Raw genomic sequence first — 17,955 nt, 5'->3', positions numbered from 1 at the left:
CCGGGTGGATTCTTACTAAAGTGCCCCCGTGCCACGCATTCACCTGGTGTCGAACCTTCCCGGCGTGAATGCGCTCGGTGATCATCTACGGGCCGCCGGGCTCGGGCCGACGTCGGCCCGCTCGGCCGACGCGCTGCTCGTCCTCATCGACCGCCCGCTCGACCACGTCGAGCAGGAGCTGCTCGATCGGGCCCGGCAGTCCGTGCCGGTCCTGCTGGCCGGGCCGACCGTCCGGTCGCTGTCGCCGGACAGCCCGCTCATCGACGCCTCCGGGCTCACCCCCGGCCGGGTGACACCCCCCTACGACCTGCCGCTGATCCCCGGGCCGGACGGCGCCGCCGTGGCCGCCCGCCTCGGGGACTTCCGGCCCCGGGAGTCCTGGGTCGTCCCGGAGAAGGTGGCCGAGGACGTCGAGCGGCTGCTGATGGTGCGCCATGAGATGGGCGAGCACCCGATCTGCACCTGGCGGCCGTCCACCGGCCTGGGCATCTTCACCCTCGGGGCGGGGGAGGAACTGCTCGCCGACCCCCGCTACCAGCGGCTCGTCGGCCGCTGGCTGCGCCACGCGCTCGGCGTGACCGACGCCGCGCCGGTCAAGGTCGGGCTCATCGGCGCGCCCGACGTCTTCGGCGTGCACATCGACGCCGTCGACGCCGTCGAGGGCCTGGAGCTGGCCGCCCTCTGCGACGGCGGGATGGCCCGCCCGCCCAGCCGGGACACCGACCGCCCGGCCCGGCGCGTCGACGACCCCGACGACCTGGTCAACGATCCCGAGCTCAACCTGGTGATCGTCGCGACCCCCACGCACACCCACGTCGAGTGGGCCCGCCGCGCGCTCGAGGCCGGCAAGCAGGTGGTCGTGCACGCGCCGATGTGCCTGTCGACCCATGAGGTGGACGAGCTGACCGAGCTCGCGGACAGCCGCTCGCTGCTGCTCGCCGTCTACCCCGACGGCCGGGACGACCCCGGTCACCGGGCGATGCGCACGGCCGTGCGCCGCGGTGACGTCGGCGAGGTGATGTGGATCGAGATCTTCTCCGGTGGCCTGCGCCGGCCCGCCGGCACCTGGCACGACGACGAGCGGATCAGCGGCGGGCTGATCTTCGACCGGGGCGCGGCGCAGCTCGACCGGGTCCTCGACCTCGTCGACGACCAGGTCGAGTGGGTCAGCGCCGCCGGGCACAAGCGGGTGTGGCACCACGTCACGAACGCCGACCACGCCCGGGTGCTGCTGCACTTCGCCGGCGGCTGCGAGGCCCAGGTGACGATCTCGGACGTGGCCGCCGCCGGGCGGCCCGGCACCCAGGTGCTCGGCAGCACCGGCTCGCTGCTCGCCCGTGCCGGCGACGGCGGCCGTGCCGGTGGTGGTGCTCGGTCCGGCGGCGGCACGCGTGGCGACGACGGCAGCGGTGCCGGTGCCGGTGCCGGCGACCAGTGGCACCGGCGGTCACCGCGAGTGCTCGCCCACGACGGGACGCGCACCGCGCTGCCCACCGGGCCGCACGACGCCACCAGGTTCCACCGCGAGCTCGCGGACTGCCTGGTCGCGGGCTGGCCACTGGCTGAGCACCGGCCGGAGGACGCCCGCCGGCTGGTCGCGGTGCTCGAGGCGGCCCGCAGGTCGGCGGCCGCCGGCGGCGCGCAGATGGCGCCCGCCTGACCAACCCGCCGCAAGGTGTTTACTCTTGACCATGGATTGGCTGAACGTGCCCGACGTGGCCGAGAGTCTGGGAGTGCCCGTCACCCGGGTGCGCCAGATGGTGCGTGACCGCACCCTTCTGGCCCGGCGGGTGGACGGCGTGCTCAAGGTGCCCGCGGCGTTCATCCAGGACGGCGCGGTGGTCAAGGGCCTGCCCGGACTGCTCACGCTGCTCTTCGACGCCGGCTACGACGACGACGAGGCCCTCGACTGGCTGTTCCGGGAGGATCCGAGCCTGCCGGGCACCCCGGTCGCGGCGCTGGCCGAGAACCGCGGCAAAGAAGTGAGGCGGCGCGCGCAGGCGCTGGGGTTCTGAACCGGGCCGCCCGGCCGAACCCGCCCGGCCAGGGGCGTCCGCTCCCGTAGGGTCGGGTGCATGGCCGATCGTCCGAACCGGGCGGAGCTCGATCCGTCCCCGGGACCCGCAGCCGTCAGCACCGCCCCGGCCGGTGGCCCGGGCGGTGCGCGCATCGTCGTCAACGGGCAGCCGCGGGAGGTGCCCGCCGGGCTGGCCCTGCCGGACCTGCTCGTCCAGCTCGGGCTGCGGCCCGGCTCGGTGGTCGTGGAGCTGCGCGGCACCGCGCTCACTCCCTCGGAGATGCCCGCGGTCCAGCTGGCCGACGGCGACACCCTGGAGATCGTCCGTGCCGTCGCCGGGGGCTGAGTCGTCACGGGGGGCCGAGCCGCTCCCGGAGACCGAGTCGTTGCGCGCGTGTCGGCTGGCCCGTCTCCTCGACGCCCGCCTCTACCTGTGCACCGCCCGTCGTGGTGACGAGGGAAGCTTCCTCGAGGAGGTGCTCGGTGGTCCGGGCGTGCCCGCCGTCGACCTCGTCCAGCTTCGGGAGAAGGGGCTGGAGTGGCGCGAGGAGCTCGCCGGGCTGGCCCGGATGCGGGAGGCCGCGGCCCGGGTCGGCGCTCTGGTCAGCGCCAACGACCGGGCCGACGTCGCCGCCTTCGCGGGGGTCGACATCCTGCACGTGGGGCAGGACGACATCCCGCCGCGGCTGGCGCGGACCATCGTCGGGCCGGACGTGCTGATCGGGCTGTCCACGCACGACCCCGAGCAGTTCCTGGTCGCGCTCGCCGACCCGGACGTCGACTACGTGTGCGTCGGCCCGGTGCACGCCACGCCGACCAAGGAGGGCCGCCCGCCGGTCGGGATGGGCCTGCCGCGGCTCGCCGCGCGGCACGCCCCGCCGTTCGAGCCGGGGGCCAAGCCCTGGTTCGTCACCGGCGGCGTGGACGCGCGGACTCTCGACGCCGTCCTGGAGACCGGGGCGCGCCGGGTCGTCGTGGTGCGGGGCATCACCGAGGCCGCCGATCCGGGAACCGCCGCCACCGCGCTCGCCGAACGCCTGCGCTCGGCCTGACCGGGGAGGGCGTCCGCGGTGAGCGGCCTCGGTCACTTCGGCGGGCCCGGTCACTTCGGCGGCCTGGGCCACTTCAGCTACCTGGCGGTGCTGCTGGGGTGCCTGGTGGCCACGGCGCCGCTGGAGATCCTGCTGCGGACGCGGGTGTACGCGCGCCCCCGCCGGCTGCTGCTGTCGGTGGCGCCGGTGCTGGTCGTCTTCGTCGGCTGGGACCTGTACGCGATCGCCCGCGGCCACTGGGCGTTCGACCCGCGGCGCACCACCGGGGTGCTGCTGCCCGGCGGCCTCCCGCTCGACGAGGTCCTGTTCTTCGTCGCGGTGCCGGTGTGCGCCGTGCTCGCGCTGGAGGCCGTGCGCGCCGTGACCGGCTGGCACGCGGGCGACGAGCGCCCGGAGGACGGGCGCCCGAAGGACGGGCGGCCGGAGGACGGGCGGCCGGACGGCGGGCGTCCAGGCGACGCGTCGGTGGACGGCGAGCCGGCGGACGGGGCCCGTGGGCCGGGATGAGCTACACCGCGCTGGCCGTCGTGGGCGTCGCCGTGACCGTTCTGCTGGATCTGCGGATCCTGCGCACCCGGCTGCTCACCCGCCGGCTGTTCTGGACGGCCTACGCGATCATCGTCTTCTTCCAGCTCGTCACGAACGGCATCCTGACCGGCTTCGACATCGTCGTGTACGACCCGGACGCGATCGCCGGCCCCCGGCTGGTGTTCGCGCCGGTCGAGGACCTGCTGTTCGGGTTCGCGTTGGTCACCCAGACGCTGGTGTGGTGGGTGTGGTGGGGAATTCGTCACGGAAACGAGTGAATAAGGGTCCTGCATCCACTTTTGGGCCTACGCTCGGACCCGATGGCACAACGGATGGCGGACGAGATTGGTCCCGCCGGCCGGCACCGTTCTCCCTGGGGGCGCTCCAAACGGATCCTCCCCATTCGGTGGGGGCGGGTCGCGGCCGCGGTGGGGGCCGCGGCGGCCCTGGTCACGACCCTGCTGCTGGTCCACAACAGCGGGTCGGAGCCGCCGTCCGCGACGCGGGACCCGGCCGGAGCGCGGACCAGCATCGTCGTGTCGACCTCCGTCGCCTCCCCGCCGACTCCGTCGCCGTCGGCGAGCGGCCCGGTCCCCGTCGGGGCGGTCGGGGCGCCCGGGCTGTCCGGGTCCGCGGAGGGTTCCGGGGTCTCGGCGGCCCCGGAGCCGTCCCAGGTGGCAGGCACGGCCGCGCCGGCCCGCCCGGGAGCGGGCACCGACGGTCCGCGCGGGACCGCGACGGCCGGGCCGGCGATCGGGCTGAGCCGCACCGACGTCGACTTCGGCGAGGTGGAGTCGACGATCAGGGTCGACCTGCTCGGCGTCGGGACGTCACCGGCGCGGGTGCGGGTCGGTGACACGCCCGGGTGGGTGAGCGTCGTCCCGGGGCAGGAGGTCGTCGATCCGGGTGCCCAGGTACCGCTGGTGGTGACCCTGGACCGGGCGACGGCCCCGCCGGGCTCGATCGACCTGGACGTCCCGGTCTCGGCCGTCGACGGCTCCGGCGGCGGGGACCTGCGGATCACCGCGCGGGTCTCCGGGGCGCCGGGGCTCAGCGGCGTCTCGGCCGCGCCGACCGCCATCCTCACCAGCGGCTGCGCCGGTGATCAGGGTGCGACGCAGGCGACGGTGACCGCCACGGTCGTCGACCCTACGGGCGTCCTCGGCGTCGAGGTGCGCACCCGGGCGCCGGACGGACAGGCCACCACCACCCCGCTTCAGCTGGTCACGGCGGTGGACGACCGGTCGACCTGGTCCGGGCCGGTCGGGCCGGCGCCGACGGCGGGAACGATCACCTACACCGTGGTGGCGACCGACCTCGACGGCCGGAGCTCGACGACCGACGGGTCCGTCGAGGTGCGCCCCTGCCCGGCCGGCTGACCGGCGGCGGCCGGGCCCGGCCGGCGGACGCTTTAACGGCGCCGCCCGGCTCGGGGGGTGCCGGACGGCGCGACTCATGGTCTCACCCGCCGGGCCCGGGACCAAGGCTTCGTGCGGACCCGATGCTCACGGTCCCCTATGGGCGTTCGTGCCGACGGCGGCCTCCCGGCCGGCCCCGGTCGGCGCTGACGGTGCGGCTGGCGCAGACGTCGCGGTCGGCGCTGATGCCGTGGCCGGCACTGGTGTCGTGGCCGGCACTGGTGTCGCGGCCGGCGCGGCCGGGGTGGGTGTCCCGGGCGGTGCGCCGGGTGCCGTCCGGCGGAACAGGCGGCTGGCGGTGATCACTCCGGCTGCGCCGCCGGCCGCGACGTCCGGCGGGGTCAGCCCCGGGCGCAGCCGTTCCTGGACCCGCAGGTACTTCATCCCCGCCCGCAGGTCGGCGTCGTTGCGCAGCCGGATGACGAGGGTGAAGGCGCTCAGTGCGGTGGTGTCGAACAGGCCGGTGGTGTAGATCAGCTGCACCCCGAGCCGGTCGGCCACCGCGAGCTGCAGGTCCAGCAGGTAGGCGGCGCTGGCCCGTCCGATCGGGTTGTCGAGGAAGAGCACGCCGGCGTGCCGGGCGCGCAGCCGTCCACGGTCGTTGGCCCGCAGGGCCGCCATGGTGCAGTACAGGATGATCGCCGCGGTGAGCTGCTGGCCGCCGGAGAACACGTCGCCGAGCTGGGAGACCCGTACGCGTTCGGTGCGCAGCACCGCGTCCGGCTTGAGGATCTCGACCCGCACCCCGCCGGGGAGCGCGGCGCGCACGCCGCGCAGCAGCAGCGTCATGCCGTCCCGGCGGGCCCCGGCCGGAACGGGCCCGCCAGGTCCGCCCGCGGCGGCGCCCGTCGTGGCACCCGTGGACGCCGGCCCCGGGGTGACCGAACCGCGCGCGGCGGCGTCCACCACCTCGCCGAGCGCGTCGGTGAGCGCCACCGGGTCCGGCTCGGTGAAGGTGATGCGCAGGAACTCCTGGCCGGACCAGTCGCCGAGCCGGTCGGGCAGCCGGGACAGCCGCTGCGCCGAGCGCAGCGTGCCCAGCGAGGCCCGCACCATGCCCTCGAGCCGGGCCACGATCGCGGCCCGGTTGCGGCCGATGTGCGCCAGGTCGTCGTCGAGGCTGCGCAGGCGGGGCGCGAGCGCCGCGGCCCAGTCGCCGGCGTTCGCGGCCACGGCGTCCCGGCCGGCCCGCACCATCTGCCGGCGGGCCGGGGAACGGACTGACTCGAAGCGGTCGGTCGCGGCCCAGGCGGCCACGGCGTCCGCGGCGGCCCGTACCCGGCCCGCCGCTTCGCCGTGCGCCACCACCGCCTGCCGCCAGGACGACCGCAGCTCGCGGGCCATCGCGGTGGCCGCGGCGGTGTCCCCGCCGAACGCGGCCACGGCGCCGTCCGGCCAGCCGGCGGAGCCCGCCGGTCCGGCTCCCGTTCCCGGTCCGGCTCCCGTTCCCGGGCCGGCTCCGGCTTCGGTGCCGGCTCCGGTGCCGGAGCCCGTGGCACCGGCGCGCTCGCTCGTGCCGGCCACCGTCGATTCGGCGTCCGCGAGCAGCTCGGACAGCGTCTCGGTGACGAGACCGAAGGCGTCCACCTCGCGTTCGTGCGCCGCGGTGTGGCGTTCCAGCTCGTCCAACGCGGCCCGGGCCGCCCGGACGGCGGCCTCCGACTCGCGCAGCGCCTCGACGGCGGCCCGGTGCGCGTCGCGGGCCTGCTCCATCGTGGCGGGGCCCTCGTCCCGTGCCAGCGGCCGTGCTCCGGCGTCGGCCACCTCGGCGGCGGTGTGGCGCAGCTCCTGGCGCAGCCCGCCGAGCCGCTCCCGCGCCCCGTCGAGCTCGCGGCCGAGGTCCGCCGCGACGCGCCGGGAGGCGGCCTGGGCGGTCGCCCGCGCGGCCGCGTCGCCGCCGTTCGGACCGGCCAGCAGCGCCGCCGAACGGGTGCGGACGGCGGCGGGCAGCCCCTCCACGGCACCGCGCGCCGCCGCCTGCGCCCGCCGCGCGCGGTCGAGCTCGCCGCGTAGGTCCGCGCCGACCTCGACCTGCGCGTACGCCCGCTCGGCCGACTCGTGGGCGGCCCGCAGCAGCGGGACCTGCGGTGGCGGCCCGCCCACCGTGGACCCGGCGCCGTCCGCACCGCTGCCGGTGTCGGCGGTGTCGGTGCCGTCGGTGTCGCCGCCGGTGTCGAGGTCGCCGCCGCCGGCCACCTCGGCTGATTCCGCCCGCGCCACCCGGGCGTTGCGCGCGGCGTCGTCGGCCCGCCGCAGCGCGTCCTGGGCGGCTGCCCGGGCGGCCGCGGCCCGGGCCCGATGCTCCTCGGCCTCGGTGGCCCGCTGGGCCGCGACCGCCGCCAGCAGCGTGATCTCGCTGTCGGCTCCCACCGACTCCTCGACGGCGTGGACGAGCAGGTCGAGCGCCGCGGCGCGGGCCGTCCGCTCCTCCTCCACCACGCGCAGGCGTTCGACCTCGGCGACCGCCAGCTCGGCGGCGCGGACGGCCTGCCCGACCAGTTCGCGGGCGGCCGCCAGCGCGTGCCGCGCGGCGTCGACAGTGTCCTGGCCGGCGCGGACGGCGGCGCGCAGGCCCGCGACCCGTCCCGGCGGGTTGGCCCGGCGCCAGCCGGCGACCGCCGCGGCGAGCTCGCGGTCGGCCCGCGCCCGCGCGCTCAGCTCGGCCGCCCGCGCACTGCGCTCCTCGTGCCGGCGCCGGACGGACTCCCGCTCGGCCGCGGCGGCGGCCCGGTCGTACAGCGCCGGGTTCGGCGGGACGAGGAACGCCTGCCCGGTACCCGCGCTGACGGCGCTGCCCGCGGGGTCGGCGTCGGCGGCGTCGACAGCGTCGGCGGGGTCGGTGGCGGTGGCGTGGCGGGGGTGGTCGGGCGACGCCGCGGCCGACAGCAGCTCGGTGGCCCCGACCACGATCGCGCAGTCGGGAAACAGCCGGGCCGTGGCCAGTGCCGCGTGCGCGGCGCCGACGTCCCAGCCGGCCGGCACGACGACGCCGTCCACCAGGTCGGGACGGGCGGCGAGCACCCGCTCACGGTCGGCCGCGGCCACCGACCGGGAGAGATGCTGCCAGCCGGAGATCGCGGGAATGCCGGCCCGGGTCAGCACCGCCAGGACGTCGCCGACCGCCGGCCGCGCCGGCCGCAGGTCCCCGTCGCCGAGCGCGTTGAGCACCCGCAGATCCGCCTCCGCGTCGACGGACAGCGTCAGCTGGCGTTCCTCGGCGGCCCGGACCGCCGCGGCGAGCGCGTCCAGCGCGGCGCGCGCGTCGGTGTCCAGATCCACCGGGTCGAGGTGGTGGGCGGAGCCCGGGGCGACCGACCCGGCCGTGGGCGGACCGGTCTCGTCCGCGAGCGGATCGGCGCGGTCCGCGGGTGGATCGGCGCGGTCCGGCTCGTCGGATCGGTCCGGCCCGGTGCCGAGGCCCAGCAGGGCGGCTATCCGGCCGTCGGCGGTCAGGGCGCGTGCCCCGGCCAGCGCCTGCTCGAGTTCACCGGTGAGCCGGGCGAGCTCGGCGCGCGCGGTGTCCAGCTCGCGCTCGGCGGTGCGGGCGGCGTCCTGGGCCCGTTCCCGGTCCGTGGAACGGGTCGCGGCCGCGAGCGCGTCCTGGACGGCGGCGCGGGCCTCGTCCGCCGCCCGCGCGGCCTCGGTGGCCGCCGACCGGGGATCGACGTCGGCGGAGGGGAGCAGGCCGTCCCGGACCGAGTCGGCGAGCACCTGCGCGGACCGGGCGCGTCGCTCCCGCAGCGCCGCCGCGCCCGCGCGTGCTGTGGCCGCGGCGTCGGCGGCGGCGCGGTCCGCCGTGGCGGCCGACTCGGCGGCCAGGTCGTGGGCCGCGGCGGCCGCGCGGGCCCGGCTCTCCTCCGCGTCCGAGGCCGCCGCGAGCCGGGCCAGCCCGACGACCAGGGCGCGGGCGGCGGCGTCCCGGTCGGCCAGGGCCGGCGCCGAGCGGGACTCGGCCTCCTCGACGAGCCGGGTCAGCCGTTCGGCCTCGCCCGAGGCGGCGGCATGCCGCAGGACGTCCTCGGCGGCGCGCCACGCGTCCAGCTCCTCGTTGGCCGCCGCGAAACGCTCGACGAGCTCGTCGCGGGTCGTCTCGGCCGCGGCCAGCCGCAGCTCGGCGACCCGCAGCCGCGCCGCGAGCTCGGTGTCGACCGCGCGCCGCCGGGCCCCTTCGGCCTCTTCGGCGGCATCCCGGCCCGACTGGCCGCGGGCGTCCAGCTCGGTCGCCCCCGCGCGGTCGAACGCGATCCGCGCCTCGACGGCGCCGGCCGCGCCGCGCACCGTCGCCAGCAGCGCCCGCAGCGCCGCCGCGGACTCCGCGCGTGCCTCGACCGCCTCGACCAGCGGGTTGAGCCGTTCGAGCGCGCCGGCGACGAACTCCCGTTCGGCGTCGAGTGCCGCCCGCTCGGCGAGCTTCGCCGCGTAGCCGTCGACGACCTCGGCGACGCCGGCGGGATCCTCCGGCGGGGTGACGGCGCGCAGCAGGAAGTCGATGAACTGCTCGTCGCTGTTGAACGAGAACGCCTCCGCGGCCTCCCCCTCGCCCGCGTTCATCGCCCGCTGGTAGCGGAACAGCTCCGGGTCCAGGCCGATGGCGTCGAGGTTCTCGCTCCAGGCGCCCTGGTGCGTCTCCCAGGTCAGCGTGAGCTTCGGGTCCGCCGCGCCGGCCTCGGCGAGCCGGGTACGGAAGCCGGCGAGCGTGACCAGCCGTCCGTCGCGGACGAGGGGAAGGGTGGCGATGTCCAGCGCCGCGCTCGGCCGGAAGGAGTACCAGGCCTCGGCGAGCCGGGACGCGTCACCGGTCGCCCGCCCGCGCCACTCGCTGACCTTGCCGGTGACGACCCGCTCCCCGGTGACGGCGTGCTGCCACTCGCAGACGACATGCCCGCAGTCCCTGGCGAGGACGAAGTTGTCCAGCACGCGGCCGTTCGAGGTGCCCACGACCTGCCGGCGGCCGGGGAGTACCACCGAGAAGATCAACTTCATCAGGACGCTCTTGCCGCCGCCGTTCTCCAGGAACAGCACGGACGCGGGCGACGGCCGGACCGGCCGGGCGGCACCGTCGTCACCGGCACCGCTGCCACCGGCACTGCTACCGGGACTCCCACTGCCACCGCCGGCACCGCTGCCCGCCGCGGCGCCGGTCCGCCGCTCCGTGCTCTCACTGTCCCCGTCTGCCTCAGGGGCGGCCACGCCGGCGTTGAAGAGCGCATCCTGACGGTGCCCGGTGACGGGCGCCCCCACCCCGGAGAAGTCGAGCAGCACATCGCCGAACCGCGCCCCTGGCGGCCCGATCGAATGGAGTCGCACCTTGGAGAGCTCAAACATCGTCCGCCTCCGGTGCCACGTGCGGTGGCCCACTCGTCCGGCCGGCCTCGGTGCCGGGCAGAACGGGCTCGGCCTCGAGCACCCGGACACCCCCCGAGCCGTCGGCCACCGTCACCACGCCGAGGTCGAGCAGTTCCTCCAGTGCCGCGTCGGCCGCCAGCTCGCGCACCTGTATCTGATAGCGCGCCGTGGTGCGGAACGTGCCACCGGCCTGCTCGCTCACCGCCACCAGGCAGCCGGAGTCGGCGAGGAAGCTCATCGCCCGGGCGATGATCCCGGTGGTCGACCCGGCGAGCCGGCGGGCGTCCCGAGTCGTCCCCGCCGCCGGGCGGCGCGCGTACAGGCGCCAGGCGGCCTCGAGTGTCCGCCGGCCGTCCACCGGGTCGGCCTCGGTGTCCGAGCCGGCGTCCGGGTCGGCGGCGACCCGCTCCGCGAGCAGCCGGCAGGCCTCGCGGACGAACGCGTCCACTCCCTCGACACTGACCCGGCCCACATAGGAGTCGTCGAGCAGGTCGGCCGGTCGGGGGAACGCGATCGCGGCGACGGCGAGCTGCGCGATCGCGTGCAGAAGACGCTCGGCCGACCGGTGCTCACCGCCGGCCCGCCGCGCGTAGTCCGTCATCCGGACGGTGAAGGCGGAGTCCTCGGCTCCCGCGACCACCAGTCCGGCCCGCTCCGCCACGTCCAGGACGACCAGCCCGAGGCCACCCGCGACGGCCTGGGTCAGCGCCGCGAACTCCTGGTCCCGCAGATGCCGCCGCACGAGCTCGGCGTACGCCCCGTCCCGCGCCGGCACCAGCTTCGGCCGCAGGCCGTAGGCGATCAGACGGGCCGCGTCGAACGCGTCGCCGTGCTCACGCCGGGCGTTCCGTTCGGGGGCGGTGGTCTCCTCGGGAGCGGTCGCGGCGGTCGCGGCGGTCGGGAACGCCGCGGGGGCCTCGGGACGAGGGCTGGCCACGCCCGGGGCGTGCCCCGGCGCGGCGACGGGCTCGTGGGTTGTTGTCACGCCTGTTTCCGGATCGTGGTGGGTGGGGGAACGAGGTCGCCGGCATCGGCGCCCTCGGCTCCGAGACGTACCCGGCCGACGAGGAGGTCGGCGCCACCGAACCAGGGGTCATCCAGCTCGACGCCGTCATCGACGGCGACCGACACGACGTCGTCACCCTGGCGCGCGGCTGCGGAGACCTGCGGGCTCAGCGCGTGCGCGGCGAGCAGCACCACCAGCTCGGCCACGTCCGCGCCACCCGCCCGCCGGGCCCGCGCGAGCAGCTCCGACAGCCGTCGCGGCTTCTCCGGCGCGATCTCCAGGATCGCCGTCGCGGCCGACCAGGTCTCGTCGTCGAACCGCGCCGGCTCGCGCAGCGAGACCAGGTCCGCCTCGACCACAGGAGGCCCGAGCACCTCCTGCTCGGTGGGTGGCGCCAGGAGTCCGTCGACCAGGTCGACGAGGCGTACGGTCCGGGGCGTGCGTACGCCCACGGCGGCTGGGAAGAACGCGGCGGCCGGAGCCGACGCCGTCGTCACCGGCAGGGCCAGGACGGGCATCAGGATCTGTGTGTAGAGGTCGATCCCGTCGCGCGCGGGGGCATCCGCGAACTGCTGGCGATCCTGCTCGGCGCGGAAGACCGCGCCCGCCTCGAGCAGGCGCGCCTGGAGCTGGGTGTGGCGGCGGACGCAGTCCGCCACGATCGCGACCAGCTCGGCGGCCTGCCGCTTGTGATCGGCGTCGTCGGCCGCGTCGCGGTAGCGCCGGATGTGGGTCAGGATCGCGTTCTCGTGCCGGTACCGCTGCTCGACGTGGCTGAGCGCCTCGTCCAGCAGCGCCGGTACCGCGCGCAGCCAGTCCACCGCCAGCACGTTGCGTCGCGTCGCGTCGAGCTGGCGGCGCAGCTGCTCGGCGTACTGGACGGTCCGGTACCGCGCGGACTCCGCCGCCGTCCGGGCGTCGGCCAGTCGGCCGCGGCGGATCAGGTTGTCCAGTGTCACCTCGGCCGCGATCTGCGCGGAGGTCACGTCCGTGTCGAGCGCGCCGACGAGGACGGTCACCGCCTCGTCCGTGGCGCGCAGATACAGTTCGCCGCCGCTGCCCGTCAGCTCGACGAGCAACTTGAAGTCGAACCGCCGGCGCACGTAGCGGCCGTCGGCCCGGTAGGTGCCGTAGATGACGTCAAACCCGCGGTCGACGCTGCCGACGTTGATCAGGTTGCTCAGCACCCACCGGGCGACCCGCTCGTGTTCGGCCCGCGGCCGGTCGGGTGCCTGGTCGGCGGCCAGCGGAACGAGTTTGCGTAGCACCTGCTCGTGGTCCGCACCCCGGTCGAAATCCATGGCCACGGTGACCAGGTCGATGGCGTGCAGCGCGAGCTCGGCCATCGCGTAGACGTCGAAGTCGGCGCCCTCCAGGTACGACTTCCTGGCGTCCAGGTCGTGCAGCGGCTGGGTGAGCGCGAGTGCCTTGCGGCGCCGGGTCATCCCGGTGTCGGCGACCGCCGCGGGTGCGACGGTCGCCGTGGTCGTGGGGGTCATCGGCCGGCCCGGTCCCGGTCGACCGCGTGGCACGACACGGCACGGGACGGGACGGCACGGGCCGACACAGCCCAGGCCGGCACGGCGCGGGCCGGCTCGGCCGGGCCCGGCGGTGCCTGGCGGATCTCCATCTCTGGCACCCTAACCGGGGGTCGATCCGGCCCCGCGCGGGCAGGTGTGGTCCTGGCCGGGGCAGGTGCCGGACCAGGCCGCCGGTGGGTGACCGGCCCGCGGACCCCGTCCAAGGAGCCGGCCTGAATCAGGGGCGGCACAACAGGCCGAACAACAGAGCGAGGGCGGACGAGGCGAGTGCGGGGGAGAGGATGCCGCGCGCCCGAGAGCGGTACTACGCTCACGACATGTCCTCGGTGTCGCTGTCCAAAGGCGGGAACGTCTCGCTCAGCAAGGTCGCGCCCAACCTGACGGCGGTGACCGTCGGCCTCGGCTGGCAGGTCCGTCAGACCACCGGCGCGCCGTACGACCTCGATGCCTCGGCGATCGTCGTGGGTGACTCAGGCCGTGTGCTGTCGGACAGCCACTTCGTGTTCTTCAACAACCTGGTCAGCCCGGACGGCGCCGTGACCCACCTGGGGGACAACCTCGTGGGCGGCGGCGGGGGCGACGACGAGCAGATCACCGTCGATCTCCGGATCCTCTCCCCGCAGGCCAGCAAGGTGGTCTTCGCGGTGTCGATCTACGACGCGGACGCCCGGCGGCAGACCTTCGGTCAGGTCCGCGATGCCTTCATCCGGGTGGCGGACGCGACGACCGGCGCCGAGGTCGCCCGGTACGACCTCACCGAGGACGCCTCGACCGAGACCGCGATGATCTTCGGTGAGCTCTACCGCTACGGCGCCGAGTGGAAGTTCCGGGCCGTCGGGCAGGGCTACGCGTCGGGCCTGCGCGGCATCGCGCTCGACTTCGGCGTCAACGTCTCCTAGCGGGCCCGTCTCCCAGCGGGCCCGCCGGCCGCCCTCAGAAGGGCAGCCGGGACGGTGTCTGCCGCCGCCCGACGATCATCACCCGGACCGTCCGGGTGTTCGCGTCGACCCGGTACAGCACCCGCCAGCCGCGCCCGGTCGCCTCGAACATGCCCACCTGGCTCTCGCCGGCGAGCGGCGTACCCGCCTTGCGGGGATCGTTGCGCAGCGGCCCGTCCAGGAACCGGCGTACCTCGGCGCTGAGCAGCTCGGGCAGCTTCGCCAGGTCCCGCTCCGCCGAGGGGGACAGCGTCACCTCGTGCTTGTCGCTCATCGGTGGACGTCGACCGGGGCAGGGCGGCCGGCGGCGGCCTGGGCGGGTGCTGGAACGCGGTGCGCGTTGGGCATCTGCTGACCCTAACGTCTCCGGCTCGCCGATCGCCGGGTCATGCCACACCGGCCGGAACGGCCGCACCATGGGGAGAACGGCCCGGCAGGATGGGCCGGTGGCTCTCCCTCCCGCACCCGTCCCCGTCCAGGCCGTCATCTTCGATCTCGACGGTGTACTGATCGATTCCGAGCAGGTGTGGGACGAGGTCCGGCGGGCCTTCGTGACCGAGCGTGGGGGCCGCTGGGCGGCCGACAGCACCGCCCGGATGATGGGGATGTCCACCGCGGAGTGGTCCGGTCACCTGGTCGAGCTGGGTGCCGGTGACAGCGCTGAGGAGATCGCGGCCGAGGTACGCCGGCGGGTCGCGGAACGCTACGGTGACGCGCCGCCGCTGCTTCCGGGCGCCGTGGCGACGGTGCGGGCACTCGCGCGGCGCTGGCCGCTGGCCGTGGCGAGCTCGTCCCCGCGGACGCTCATCGAGCTGGTGCTGGACCGGGCCGGGCTGGCGGGGGAGTTCCGCCAGGTCGTCTCCTCCGAAGAGGTCGCCCGGGGCAAACCCGCGCCCGACGTGTACCTGGAAGCCGTCCGCCGACTGCGGGTGCCGCCCGGCGCGGCGGCCGGTGTGGTGGTCGCCGTCGAGGATTCGGCGAACGGGCTGCGGGCGGCCTCGGCCGCGGGCCTGGCCGTCGTGGCCGTCCCGAACGAGCACTTCCCACCCGGTCCGGACGCGCTGGCGTTGGCGTCGGCGCGCGTGGACGCGATCGCGGGGCTCACCGCCGAGATCGTCCTCGCCGCCGCGGAGGACCACGTGACCCGCGGCTGACCGGTCCGGCGGCGGGGCCGTGGGATTGTCCGTGCTGGGCCAGGGGTTGGAACCGTCCATGACGGAGAACACGGATGCGGTCAAGCGCAGGGTCCTCGCCGACACCGGGGTCTGGGCGGTCGTCGGGCTGTCCGAGAACACCTCGCGCGCGGCCTACGGGGTCGCCGAGTACCTGCGCAGGCACGGGAAGCGGACGATCCCGGTGCACCCCTCGGCGCCGGTGATCGCCGGCGAGCAGGGCTACGCGACGCTCGGCGAGATCCCGTTCCCGGTCGACGTGGTGGATCTCTTCGTGCGGTCCGACCTGGTGGGCGAGGTCATCGACGAGGCGGTGAAGATCGGCGCCGGCGCGATCTGGACGCAGCTTGACGTTCGGGACGAGGCCGCGCAGGCCCGCGCCCGCGACGCCGGGCTCGACGTGGTCGTGGACGCCTGCCCCCGCATCGACGGGCCCCGCCTGCTCGGCTGGCGCTGATCAACCGGGGAAGGTCGGATCGTCCCCGGCATCGGGCTCGGCTTTCGTAGGCGGCGCCGTCGGGTCGTCCCAGGCGTTCGGGGCCGGGCCGCGCGCCGCGGGCCGGCTGCCCGGGGTGGGCATCCGGGCGTCCGGACCGAGGCTCACCGGTCGGAGTCGCGGTGTGGCCCGCCCGGGCGGGGTCTCCGGGGCGGCTCCGCCGGCCGGGTCGGGGCGTGACCGGCGGTTCCTCTCCTCGAGGGTGACCCCGGGCGCACGCTTCGGCAGGGGCGGTGTCCCGGACGGGTTCCGCCGCCGCGCCGCCGCCGCGCCCGGGTTCGGCCCACTGCGCAGCGGGGCCGGCCTGGCCGACGCCGCCGGCGGGGCCGGATCCGTCGGCGGCGTCGGCCCCGCCGGCTTCGCCGCTGCCGGTGGCTGCGGCGCTGCCGGTGGCTGCGGCGCTGTCGGTGGGATGGGCGCTGTCGGCGGGACGGGCGGCTTCACGCCACCCGGCGGCGCGCCGAGACCGCCGAGGGCGAACGGGGCGTCCGGATCGTCGCGATCACCCGGCGGGCCGAAACCGGCGGCCCCGCCGCCAGCCGCCCCGCCGCCAGCCGCCCCGCCGCGAGCCGCCCCGCCGCCGGTCGGACCGGCCTCGGCGGTGTCGAACGGGTCGGGAGCGGACGGGTCGCCGTCGGTGTCCGGCCCGGCCGGGCCGAGGCCGGCCGGGCCGGGAGGCGTCCGCCAGGGGGTCTCGGTGGCCTCGCGCCGCTCACGCCACGCGACGACCAGCAGGTGGCCCTGCCGGACGGCGAGCGCGGCGGCCGGCGGCAGCAGGAACAGCGCCGGCAGCAGGTACCGGTAGTCGAAGCAGACGGTGGCCGCGGGGACGACGATCATCGTCGCCCCGGCGGCGACCAGGAACAGGCAGTCGGCGCCGGTGCGCCGGCGTTCCGCGGTCAGGTCGTGCCAGCGGGCCCGCCCGTCACCTCCGCGCAGGCCCGCCGGAACGACCCGGGGCAGGGCGGCCAGGCAGGCGAGCAGGCCCAGGACGCCGGCCACGGCGAGCGCCGGGCCGGGGGTGAAGCCCCGGCTCTGGTAGGCGCGCAGATCGCCGGCCCAGGGCTCGATCACGGTCCGGTCCGGCCGGTCGTCCTCCCCGTGCAGGCCGAGCAGCGGTTCGTCGTTGTGCAGGTAGCCGGGCTCGTCAGCGGTCGGGAAGCGCCAGGTGGCGTCCGGCCAGTCCCGGGGCCCGACGCGGCGCCCCGGCTCGAAGTAGTGCGCGATGTCGGAGCCGACCATGCGCAGGTAGTCGACGGGCTGCCGGGTGATGACCTGCCGGGAGAAGTCGTTCAGGAGCCGGTCGCGTTCGTCGGCGGGGACGTCGAGCTGATTGCTCGGGCTGTTGCGGTCCCAGACGTAGTAGCTCGGGTCGGGCCGCTCGCCGACCGGGTGCGGGGAGCACAGCGAGAGCTGGGCGGGTTCGAGGTCGAGCTGGGCGCAGTCGGCGATCGGGGCGACCCGGCCGTACAGCCAGGCGGCGTCACCCCCGGTGAGCCCGATCTTCCCGTGCGCGGACTGGAACCAGGACGCGTACGCGATCAGCGGCGCGGCCAGGAAGACGGCGAAGACCCCGACCCGCAGCCAGCCGACCCGGCGCAGCACCACGTAGCCGAAGGCCAGCAGGCCGACGGCCACGCCGATCGTGCGCACCAGGCCCGACGCGCCGAGGAGCAGCCCGGCCAGGGCGAACGCCCACACCGACGGCCGGCGCGACCACATCAGCGCGACGACGGCGGCGACGAGGAGGACGGCGAAGAGCGTCTCGGCCATCACGAAGTGCTCGATCACGATCTGGTAGGCGTCGAGCAGGATCGGCGCGGTGGCGAGCGCGGCGATCGGCGCGGCCACCCTGCGGTGGACGAGCAGCACGTAGAGGGCCGTCGCGAGCAGGAGCCCGAGTACGTGCTGTGCCAGGGGGACGACCCACAGGTCGGCCCCGGTCTCGCTCAGGGCGCGCAGGAACGCCGGGTAGCCAGCCGGGCGCATCGGGTCCGGTTCTGACAGCCGGGTGAGTCGGATGTACGCGTACGAGTCGCCGTTGAACTCGAAGGCGGGTCGGTAGGCGTAGGTGGTGACGAGCCGGAGCACGACGCCGGCGAACAGGAGAACGCCGAAGACGGAGTGTCGGGCGAGCGGGGAGCGCCGTCCGGAGGCTGACCGCCGGCGCGGCCGCCCTCGTCGGGTCGGCTCGGAGTGGGGCTCGGTCGCGAACTCGGGCTCGAGCTCGAACGGGCCCACGGCCGGCCCCTGGGCGACGTGGTGGCCGGCGCCGCCCCCGGCGCCACCCCCGTCGTCACCGGTCGCCGGGCTCACCGCGGGCGTGGTCCAGGCGTCGCCGTCGCCGGGTCGGGATCGGCCGGGGACCTCCAGCGCGCCGCGGGGTCCGGAGGCGTGGAGCTGTCCAGATGCCGTCACGGCACCCATGGTCCACGATCGTT

15 protein-coding genes are annotated in these 17,955 nt (G+C 76.2%); 10 read left to right on the top strand and 5 right to left on the bottom strand.

All coding sequences use genetic code 11. The annotated features are described in order from the left end of the window. The first annotated feature begins 28 nt into the window (after window positions 1-28). The 7 genes from B056_RS0111145 to B056_RS0111115 are packed head-to-tail and all read left to right on the top strand — an operon-like array spanning window position 29 to window position 4,976. Complete coding sequence (locus B056_RS0111145) at window positions 29-1,660, top strand: Gfo/Idh/MocA family protein (RefSeq protein WP_018501940.1); 1,632 nt, start codon at window positions 29-31, stop codon at window positions 1,658-1,660. A 31-nt stretch (window positions 1,661-1,691) separates the two neighbouring features. Further along, complete coding sequence (locus B056_RS0111140; protein WP_018501939.1) at window positions 1,692-2,015, top strand: Rv2175c family DNA-binding protein; 324 nt, start codon at window positions 1,692-1,694, stop codon at window positions 2,013-2,015. Window positions 2,016-2,075: 60 nt separating this feature from the next. Continuing rightward, window positions 2,076-2,363, top strand: coding sequence for a sulfur carrier protein ThiS (gene thiS / locus B056_RS0111135; protein ID WP_018501938.1), 288 nt, complete (start codon window positions 2,076-2,078; stop codon window positions 2,361-2,363). Between the two features lie 40 nt (window positions 2,364-2,403). Then, window positions 2,404-3,069, top strand: a complete 666-nt coding sequence (locus B056_RS0111130; protein WP_154676974.1) for a thiamine phosphate synthase — start codon at window positions 2,404-2,406, stop codon at window positions 3,067-3,069. A gap of 18 nt (window positions 3,070-3,087) precedes the next feature. Beyond that, the gene (locus B056_RS0111125) at window positions 3,088-3,576 is read left to right on the top strand and encodes a lycopene cyclase domain-containing protein (RefSeq protein WP_018501936.1); all 489 of its coding nucleotides are present in this window, start codon (window positions 3,088-3,090) and stop codon (window positions 3,574-3,576) included. Further along, window positions 3,573-3,875, top strand: coding sequence for a lycopene cyclase domain-containing protein (locus tag B056_RS0111120; RefSeq protein ID WP_018501935.1), 303 nt, complete (start codon window positions 3,573-3,575; stop codon window positions 3,873-3,875). Before B056_RS0111125 ends, B056_RS0111120 begins: the two co-directional genes overlap by 4 nt. 42 nt (window positions 3,876-3,917) lie before the next feature. Next, window positions 3,918-4,976 (top strand): hypothetical protein, encoded by a 1,059-nt coding sequence (locus tag B056_RS0111115; protein WP_026239565.1) that lies wholly within the window; start codon window positions 3,918-3,920, stop codon window positions 4,974-4,976. 126 nt (window positions 4,977-5,102) lie between these two features. On the opposite strand, the gene B056_RS36125 is transcribed toward B056_RS0111115, so the two are convergent. From B056_RS36125 to B056_RS0111100, 3 genes are read right to left on the bottom strand one after another with little or no spacing between them, the layout of a single operon-like run. After that, complete coding sequence (locus tag B056_RS36125) at window positions 5,103-10,340, bottom strand: hypothetical protein (protein ID WP_035751278.1); 5,238 nt, start codon at window positions 10,338-10,340, stop codon at window positions 5,103-5,105. After that, window positions 10,333-11,346 carry a hypothetical protein gene (locus B056_RS0111105; RefSeq protein ID WP_018501933.1) on the bottom strand — a complete coding sequence of 338 codons (1,014 nt, stop codon included), beginning with the start codon at window positions 11,344-11,346 and terminating at the stop codon, window positions 10,333-10,335. The genes B056_RS36125 and B056_RS0111105 overlap by 8 nt, the downstream gene beginning before the upstream one ends. Then, the gene (locus tag B056_RS0111100) at window positions 11,343-12,866 is read right to left on the bottom strand and encodes a hypothetical protein (RefSeq protein ID WP_018501932.1); all 1,524 of its coding nucleotides are present in this window, start codon (window positions 12,864-12,866) and stop codon (window positions 11,343-11,345) included. Before B056_RS0111100 ends, B056_RS0111105 begins: the two co-directional genes overlap by 4 nt. A 359-nt stretch (window positions 12,867-13,225) precedes the next feature. Here B056_RS0111100 and B056_RS0111090 point away from each other — a divergent pair, with 359 nt between their 5' ends. Next, the gene (locus tag B056_RS0111090) at window positions 13,226-13,807 is read left to right on the top strand and encodes a TerD family protein (RefSeq protein ID WP_026239564.1); all 582 of its coding nucleotides are present in this window, start codon (window positions 13,226-13,228) and stop codon (window positions 13,805-13,807) included. Between the two features lie 34 nt (window positions 13,808-13,841). On the opposite strand, the gene B056_RS0111085 is transcribed toward B056_RS0111090, so the two are convergent. After that, window positions 13,842-14,120: a type II toxin-antitoxin system RelE family toxin gene (locus B056_RS0111085; RefSeq protein WP_018501929.1), complete on the bottom strand. Its 279-nt coding sequence runs from the start codon at window positions 14,118-14,120 to the stop codon at window positions 13,842-13,844. Between the two features lie 172 nt (window positions 14,121-14,292). On the opposite strand from B056_RS0111085, the gene B056_RS0111080 reads away from it, so the two are divergent. Both B056_RS0111080 and B056_RS0111075 read left to right on the top strand, forming a co-directional pair. Next, window positions 14,293-15,000: an HAD family hydrolase gene (locus B056_RS0111080; RefSeq protein WP_018501928.1), complete on the top strand. Its 708-nt coding sequence runs from the start codon at window positions 14,293-14,295 to the stop codon at window positions 14,998-15,000. Window positions 15,001-15,058: 58 nt separating this feature from the next. Further along, on the top strand, window positions 15,059-15,475 hold the full coding sequence (locus B056_RS0111075) for a CoA-binding protein (RefSeq protein ID WP_026239563.1): 417 nt from the start codon (window positions 15,059-15,061) through the stop codon (window positions 15,473-15,475). Here the strand turns inward: B056_RS0111075 and B056_RS0111070 are convergent, their stop codons facing one another. Beyond that, window positions 15,476-17,941 (bottom strand): hypothetical protein, encoded by a 2,466-nt coding sequence (locus tag B056_RS0111070; protein WP_018501926.1) that lies wholly within the window; start codon window positions 17,939-17,941, stop codon window positions 15,476-15,478. Window positions 17,942-17,955 lie beyond the last annotated feature (14 nt).

The organism is Parafrankia discariae (genome assembly GCF_000373365.1).
GTDB lineage: Bacteria > Actinomycetota > Actinomycetes > Frankiales > Frankiaceae > Parafrankia > Parafrankia discariae.
This window is presented reverse-complemented; position numbering and strand designations above follow the sequence as displayed.